The organism is Serratia sp. TSO36, from assembly GCF_057808395.1.
This window is the reverse complement of record NZ_JBJZOU010000029.1, coordinates 112,115-119,921: the sequence shown is the minus strand read 5'-3', so window position 1 is coordinate 119,921 and position 7,807 is coordinate 112,115. Positions and strand designations below refer to the sequence as shown.

The following is a 7,807-nucleotide window of genomic DNA, read 5'->3' as shown; positions in this document are numbered from 1 at the left end:
CTGGCGGCAATAGCGCGGTGGTCCCACCTGACCCCATGCCGAACTCAGAAGTGAAACGCCGTAGCGCCGATGGTAGTGTGGGGTCTCCCCATGCGAGAGTAGGACACTGCCAGGCATCAAATAAAGCCGAAAGCCCTGAACTGACGTTCAGGGCTTTTTGCTATGCGTAAAACGCAACAAAGCGCAGCTACGCTGCGCCTTTCAACCACTCGACAATAAAGTCGGCGATGCTTTCCGGTTGATTGAGATCCAACTGCTTAGCCGCGATGGATAGCGGCTGGTCGCTGGCTACCGCCACGACAAACTGATCCAGCATGTCTTCCAACGGTCTGCCGATCTCGGCCCGATAAAGCAGGATCTTGCTGACAGGCTCATGTTTGAACCCTTCCACCAGAATCAAATCGACCTTATCGGCGTCAAAACGCCCTGCCAGGTAGCGTAGATCCAAAGGTTGTTGCTCCGGCGTTTCGGTCATCAATGCCCAACGGCGATCGCTGGCGACCAGCGTTTGGTCGGCACCCGCTTTGCGCAGCTCATAGCTGTCTTTACCCGGCGTATCCACATCCATGTCGTGATGCGTATGCTTTATCAGCCCAACCCGCATCTGGCGCTGTTTCAGCATTGGGATCAATTGCTTGAGCAGGGTGGTTTTCCCCGTCCCGCTGTAGGCGCCGATGGCCAGCAAAGGGGGCAATGAACGATTCATGTTTTTAGCTCTCGTGCTTGCTGCCAGTGCAGGCAGTCTTCCGGTGTATTCAGGTTATGAAATGCCGTTTGCTGCCCGCTGAACACCACGCGTTGTGCGTTAATCTGATGCAAGAACAGCATCAGCTTGCGTTCACCGCGCGCCAGATAGTCGGCCAGCTGCGGCGCTATTTGGGTATGCAATAATGCCAGCGTAGGGTGATCTCGTTCACCATCGCTGGCAAAGGCTGCTGGCGCTGCGCCTTTTTGCCGCCATAGCTGCGCGACTAAGTCGGCGGGAAAGTCGGGGACGTCACAAGGGACGAAGGCCACCCACTCGCTGGGGGCCTGTTTGAGCCCGGCGAGCATCCCGGCCAACGGCCCGGCGAAATCGGGCGTCAGATCGCCAATCACCGGCAAACCGCTCGCCTGGTAACGTGCCTGATTGCGATTGGCGCTGATGGCGACGGAAGCCACTTGCGGCCGTAACCGAGCCAATACGTGTTGATAGAGTGCGATACCGGCAATCGACACCAGGCCTTTGTCTTCACCGCCCATACGCGTGGCCCGTCCGCCGGCCAAAATGACGCCGCTGATTTCTTTATGCATCTCGTTTATCCCGCCTTGTCGATGCGCTGATTGTAGCGCTAAAGCCGGCGCGACATCAGGATTTACCTTTATTGACAAGCCGGTTCTTTCACTGCGTGGGTAAGCCTGTTACTTTGTGAGTTTATTCATGCTATTGGACGATATTGAGATGAAAACGCATCGCGTAAACGAGTTGATCGAGCTGTTGCACCCGGCCTGGCAGGAAGATCCCGATCTCAATTTGATGCAGTTTTTGCAAAAGCTGGCGCAGGAAGCGGGCTTCCAGGGCGAGTTGTCCGAACTGAGCGACGACATTCTTATTTACCATCTGAAAATGCGCGGCAGCGCCGGCACGGATCAGATCCCGGGCCTGAAGAAAGATTACGAAGAAGATTTTAAAACGGCGCTGTTGCGCGCTCGCGGCGTTATCAAGGACTGATCCTCGCGCGGTGCGAGAAAGCATAGCTCGTGAAAGGCGCCATTAATGCTACTATTTCTCATTCCCGGCACCGTGCTGTCAGCGATCAAACGAACGTTATGAATAACTCTGCTTTTAATTTCGACACCCTGTCGCCCGATTTGATTATGGACGCGCTAGAAGGGGTTGGCCTGCGCGTCGATTCCGGCCTGACGGCGCTGAACAGCTATGAGAACCGCGTCTATCAGTTTATGGACGAAGATCGCCGGCGCTACGTAGTGAAGTTTTACCGCCCGGAGCGCTGGAGCGCCGCACAAATCGGTGAGGAACATCAGTTCGCTCTGGATCTGGCCAGCGCGGAAATTCCGGCGGTGGCGCCGCTGGCGCTGCAAGGCGCTACGCTGCATACGCACGGTGGGTTCTTCTTTACCCTGTTTCCCAGCGTGGGCGGGCGCCAATATGAGATAGACAACCTGGATCAGTTGGAATGGGTGGGTCGTTTCCTGGGCCGTATCCATCAGGTCGGCGGCGAGCGTTTGTTCGCCGAACGGCCGACGATGGGGGTTGAAGAGTATCTCACCGCCCCGCGTCAGGTGTTGGCCGATTGCGGTCTGTTGCCGGCAGCACAGCGTGACGCGTTCCTGCTGGCAACGGACAACCTGATTGCGGCGATCAAGGCGCACTGGCATCTGGACTGGCAGCCGCGCCGTTTGCACGGTGATTGCCATCCCGGCAATATTCTGTGGCGCGACGGCCCGCTGTTCGTCGATCTTGATGACGCGCGTAACGGCCCGGCGGTGCAGGATTTGTGGATGCTGTTGCACGGTGAGCGGCGCGATCAATTGATGCAGCTGGACGTCTTGCTGGAAGCGTACGGCGAATTTGCCGAGTTCGACCAACGCGAGCTGGCGTTGATTGAGCCGCTGCGGGCAATGCGCATGGTGTATTACCTGGCCTGGGTCGCCCGCCGTTGGCAGGATCCGGCCTTCCCTAAGAGTTTTCCGTGGATGGCGGAGTCTGATTTCTGGTTGTCTCAGACTGCGGCCTTCACCGAACAGGTTAAGCTGTTGCAGGAGCCCCCTCTGCAGCTGACGCCAATGTATTGAAGCTTTAACACAATGGAGAGTTTAGTCTTATGAAAAAAATATGGTTGGCGCTCGTTGGCATGGTGATGGCCTTCAGTGCTTCGGCGGCACAGTTCAGCGATGGCGCTCAGTACGTGACCCTGGACAAGCCGGTGACCGGTGAGCCTCAGGTGCTGGAGTTCTTCTCCTTCTACTGCCCGCACTGCTACCAGTTCGAGCAGGTCTATCACGTGTCCGAGAACGTGAAGAAGGCGCTGCCTGCCGGCACCAAAATGACCAAGTACCACGTTGAGTTCCTGGGGCCGCTGGGCAAACAGCTGACTCAGGCATGGGCGGTGGCGATGGCGCTGGGCGTGGAAGACAAGGTAAGCCCGTTGATGTTTGAAGCGGTGCAGAAAACCCAGACCGTGCAAACGCCGGACGATATCCGTAACGTCTTCGTGAAAGCGGGCGTGACCGCCGCAGATTATGACGCGGCATGGAACAGCTTCGTGGTGAAATCTCTGGTGGTTCAACAGGAGAAAGCCGCGGAAGATCTGCAGCTGCGCGGTGTGCCTGCGGTATTCGTGAACGGCAAATACATGGTTAAAAATGATGGCCTGGACACCAGCTCGATGGACGCTTACGTGAAGCAGTTCGCCGACGTGGTTAAATTCCTCAGCCAGCAGAAATAAGCCAGATTCAACATGAAAAACGCCGGCGTTCGTTGCCGGCGTTTTTTTATCCGTATTGCCGCTTCAATTTATCCAGCAGCCGGTCTTTTTCCTGCCACAGCGTATTCAGCCACAGTTGGAAACGCCGCTTGAACTGCTTGTCGTTGAAATAGTCCCCGTGCAGGGTTTCATCGATCGGTAGCGTCTCTATTCTTACCACGATGCGCGTCAAACGACCACACAGCATATCCAGAAAAGGCCGTTGGTTATTTTCCGGATAGAGCAGAGTGACGTTCAACACTTTGTCGAACTGATTGCCCAGCGTGCTAAGGGTAAACGCGATGCCGGCGGCTTTGGGCGCCAGCAAATTGCGATACGGCGAATTGCTTTTAATTTTCTTGGCTTCGGTGAAGCGCGAACCTTCGACGAAATTGACGATGGTGGTTGGACGTTGACGGAATTTTTCGCAGGAACGGCGCGTGGTTTCGATATCCTTGCCGCGCTTCTCCGGATGCTTGAGCAAATAGGCGCGGGAGTAACGCTTCATGAATGGCATATCCAGCGCCCAGCAGGCCAGGCCGACAAAAGGCACCCAGGCGAGCTGTTGCTTGAGGAAATACTTATTCATTGGAATATGATTTCTGAACAGCACGCACAACACGACAATGTCTGACCAGCTTTCGTGGTTGCTGATCAGCAGATACCAGTTTTTGCGATCCAGCCCTTCCAGCCCTTCAATATCCCAACGCAATTGCCCGTTAATGCGCAATAACAGCGCCAGCCCCTGACACCAACACCACATCATGAAATCGGCGAAAGCCGAGATATATCGCCAGACGGCGGGAATGGGCACCAGGAGTTTCACGATGCCGGCCAGCGTGATGGGGATAGAACACAACACCGTCACCAGAATGGTGAGTATGACGGAAATGATAAAGATAACAGGCGTTAACAATCTTGGCATGGTTATGGGCTGACGGTTGTTGGGAACATCGTTGCATGCCGAAGCGCATGAACAAAAGCCTATTTTAACAGAGAATGTCGGGGTAAAGCGCCGCTAAAAATCACTGTTTTTGACCTCGCCGGATAACCATTTGCCGAGTTTTTGTGCAACTTGTCCAGCTTGTGCTAAGGTAATTGAGGCGCCGAATTTGATTAATAGTGCGATTAAAATCCGGCGAAAGTTATATCCACAAATCCAATAAAAGCCAGTAATAAAGCGTCGCCGGAATTCGTTCTTTTAACGCGGTGATTTAAATAGGAATTTTATTCGCCGTTATAACGATAATCACAACGTTATAATTCGGTCTCTTTTCTATGCACAAAGTTATCCACAGGTAAGATCTTGCGGATCCTCGCGCACAATCTCATCATTTTCGTCCGCAATGCACGCTAAGGTTCGTCTCCGGCGGCCAGCTATGGCATGCTTACCCCTATGTCCGATCACGATAAAGAAACGCTATGGCCCAGATTGCAGAAAACCCACTAATCCTGGTTGACGGTTCCTCCTACCTCTACCGCGCTTATCACGCCTTCCCGCCGCTGACCAACTCGGCGGGCGAGCCGACCGGCGCGATGTACGGCGTGCTGAATATGCTGCGCAGCCTGCTGCTGCAGTATCAACCGAGCCACGTTGCCGTGGTGTTTGATGCCAAAGGGAAGACCTTCCGCGATGATCTCTTCGCCGAATACAAATCGCACCGGCCACCGATGCCGGACGATCTGCGTGCGCAGATCGAGCCGCTGCATAACATGGTCAAGGCGATGGGCCTGCCGCTGCTGGTGACGCCCGGCGTTGAGGCGGACGACGTTATCGGTACGCTGGCGCTGGAGGCCGAAAAAGCTGGCCACGCGGTGCTGATCAGCACCGGTGACAAAGACATGGCGCAGCTGGTGACGCCGAACGTCACCCTGATCAACACCATGAACAACACCATCCTCGGCCCGCAGGAAGTGTGCGACAAGTACGGTATTCCGCCGGAGCTGATCATCGACTTCCTGGCGCTGATGGGCGATTCATCGGACAACATTCCCGGCGTGCCGGGCGTGGGTGAGAAAACCGCTCAGGCGTTGCTGCAGGGTATCGGCGGGCTGGATGCGCTGTACGGCAATCTGGAGAATATCGCCACGCTGAGCTTCCGCGGTGCCAAAACCATGGCGGCCAAGCTGGAGCAGAACAAAGAGGTCGCGTACCTCTCCTATAAGCTGGCGACGATCAAAACCGACGTTGAGCTGGATCTGACCTGCGCGGATCTGACGGTCTCTGCACCGGATGTCGATACGCTGCAGCAGCTGTTCAAACAATACGAGTTCAAACGCTGGCTGGCGGACGTGGAAGCCGGCGTATGGCTGGAAAACAAGAAAGGCGCGGGAGCGAAAGCTGCCGGCGGCGCCAAACCGGCCGCCACCGCGGAAGCGCCGAAGGCGCTGGCGGAGGCCAAGCTGTCCCAGGACGGTTATGTCACCATTCTGGATGAAGCGACCTTTACCGACTGGCTGGCGCGGCTGAAAAAGGCCGACGTGTTTGCCTTCGATACCGAAACCGACGGTCTGGATACCCTGACCGCCAACCTGATCGGCCTGTCCTTCGCGATCGCGCCGGGCGAGGCGGCTTATTTGCCGGTGGCGCACGATTATCTGGACGCACCGCCACAGCTGGACCGCGCCTACGTGCTGGAAGCGCTCAAGCCGCTGCTGGAGGACGATAAGGCGCTGAAGGTCGGGCAAAACCTGAAGTTCGACATGAGCCTGCTGGCGCGCTACGGCATTGAGATGCGCGGCATCGCCTACGACACCATGCTGGAGTCCTATGTGCTGGACAGCGTCGGCGGCCGTCACGATATGGACAGCCTGGCCGATCGTTATCTGGGCCATAAAACCATCACCTTCGAAGAGATCGCCGGCAAGGGCAAAAACCAGCTGACGTTCAATCAGATCGCGCTGGAGCAGGCGGCGCCTTACGCCGCCGAAGACGCCGATGTCACGCTGCAGTTGCACCTGGCGATGTGGCCGCAGTTGAAACAGAGCGCAGAGCTGCTGACGGTGTTCAACGAGATTGAAATGCCGCTGCTGCCGGTGCTGTCGCATATCGAACGCACCGGGGTGCTGATCGATCCGGCCATTTTGTCGGCCCACTCCCAGGAGCTGGCCAAGCGTCTGGCTGAGCTGGAGGCGCAGGCCCACGAGCTGGCGGAAGAGCCGTTCAACCTGGCGTCGACCAAGCAGCTGCAGGCTATCTTGTACGAGAAACAAAAGTTGCCGGTGCTGAAGAAAACCCCGGGCGGTGCGCCGTCCACCAACGAAGAAGTGCTGGCCGAGCTGGCGCTGGATTACCCGCTGCCGAAGGTGATCCTGGAATACCGCGGCCTGGCGAAGCTGAAGACCACCTATACCGACAAGCTGCCGCTGATGATCAACCCGGTCAGCGGCCGGGTACACACCTCGTACCATCAGGCGGTGACTGCGACCGGCCGTCTCTCCTCGAGCGATCCGAACCTGCAGAACATCCCGGTGCGCAACGAAGAAGGGCGGCGCATCCGCCAGGCTTTCATCGCGCCGGAAGGCTACCGCATCGTCGCGGCCGACTACTCGCAGATCGAGCTGCGCATCATGGCGCATCTGTCACAGGATGAAGGGCTGCTGAAGGCCTTCGCCGAAGGGAAAGACATTCACCGCGCCACGGCGTCGGAAGTCTTCGGTGTGCCGTTGGATAAAGTGACCGGCGAACAGCGCCGCAGCGCCAAGGCGATTAACTTTGGCCTGATTTACGGCATGAGCGCCTTCGGCCTGGCGCGCCAGTTGGGGATCCCGCGTGGGGAAGCCCAGCGCTATATGGATCTGTACTTCGAGCGTTACCCGGGCGTGCTGGAGTACATGGAGCGCACCCGTCAACAGGCTTCCGAACAGGGCTATGTCAGCACGCTGGACGGGCGCCGCCTGTACCTGCCGGACGTCCGCTCCAGCAACGCCATGCGCCGCAAGGCGGCCGAGCGCGCCGCCATCAACGCCCCGATGCAGGGCACCGCGGCCGATATCATCAAGCGTGCGATGATCGAGGTCGACGCCTGGCTGCAAGGGCAGGAGAAGCCGTTGGTGCGCGCGATCATGCAGGTGCACGATGAATTGGTATTTGAGGTGCATGAGTCGGTGATCGAAGAAGCCAGCCAACGCATCCGTCAATTGATGGAAGGCAGCATGACTCTGGCGGTGCCGCTGAAGGTCGACGTGGGCGTCGGCATGAACTGGGATGAGGCGCACTGATTACCGGGTTATCGCCGGATGCGCTAACTGGCGATAACCTAAGCACTTTTCGTAATTAAGCTACAAGATGCGGCGATAGTTTCCCCAACTTCGCCGTTCTTGCGCCGCAAATTGTGTAA

General features: G+C 57.1%; 7 protein-coding genes and 1 rRNA gene. 5 read left to right on the top strand and 3 right to left on the bottom strand.

Annotated elements, in window-relative coordinates:
* Positions 1 to 115 (top strand): 5S ribosomal RNA (gene rrf / locus ACK3CV_RS24780).
* 72 nt (positions 116 to 187) lie between these two features.
* Here rrf and mobB read toward each other — a convergent pair.
* Together mobB and mobA are read right to left on the bottom strand one after the other, a co-directional pair.
* Complete coding sequence (mobB, locus tag ACK3CV_RS24775) at positions 188 to 706, bottom strand: molybdopterin-guanine dinucleotide biosynthesis protein MobB (RefSeq protein ID WP_033636502.1); 519 nt, start codon at positions 704 to 706, stop codon at positions 188 to 190.
* Positions 703 to 1,293, bottom strand: a complete 591-nt coding sequence (gene mobA, locus ACK3CV_RS24770; protein ID WP_033636501.1) for a molybdenum cofactor guanylyltransferase MobA — start codon at positions 1,291 to 1,293, stop codon at positions 703 to 705. The genes mobB and mobA overlap by 4 nt, the downstream gene beginning before the upstream one ends.
* 148 nt (positions 1,294 to 1,441) lie before the next feature.
* Between mobA and ACK3CV_RS24765 the strand changes: the two genes are divergently transcribed.
* From ACK3CV_RS24765 to dsbA, 3 genes are all read left to right on the top strand, one after another.
* Positions 1,442 to 1,711, top strand: coding sequence for a YihD family protein (locus ACK3CV_RS24765; RefSeq protein WP_033638631.1), 270 nt, complete (start codon positions 1,442 to 1,444; stop codon positions 1,709 to 1,711).
* A 98-nt stretch (positions 1,712 to 1,809) separates the two neighbouring features.
* A complete protein-coding gene (locus ACK3CV_RS24760) occupies positions 1,810 to 2,796 on the top strand; it encodes a serine/threonine protein kinase (RefSeq protein WP_047569988.1) in 987 nt (328 codons plus the stop codon).
* A gap of 29 nt (positions 2,797 to 2,825) precedes the next feature.
* Positions 2,826 to 3,449, top strand: coding sequence for a thiol:disulfide interchange protein DsbA (gene dsbA / locus ACK3CV_RS24755; RefSeq protein WP_004931264.1), 624 nt, complete (start codon positions 2,826 to 2,828; stop codon positions 3,447 to 3,449).
* A 46-nt stretch (positions 3,450 to 3,495) separates the two neighbouring features.
* Here the strand turns inward: dsbA and yihG are convergent, their stop codons facing one another.
* Positions 3,496 to 4,392: a 1-acylglycerol-3-phosphate O-acyltransferase, YihG family gene (yihG, locus tag ACK3CV_RS24750; RefSeq protein WP_164040039.1), complete on the bottom strand. Its 897-nt coding sequence runs from the start codon at positions 4,390 to 4,392 to the stop codon at positions 3,496 to 3,498.
* Positions 4,393 to 4,889: 497 nt separating this feature from the next.
* Between yihG and polA the strand changes: the two genes are divergently transcribed.
* Complete coding sequence (polA, locus tag ACK3CV_RS24745; protein ID WP_164040042.1) at positions 4,890 to 7,688, top strand: DNA polymerase I; 2,799 nt, start codon at positions 4,890 to 4,892, stop codon at positions 7,686 to 7,688.
* The last annotated feature ends 119 nt before the right edge of the window (positions 7,689 to 7,807 follow it).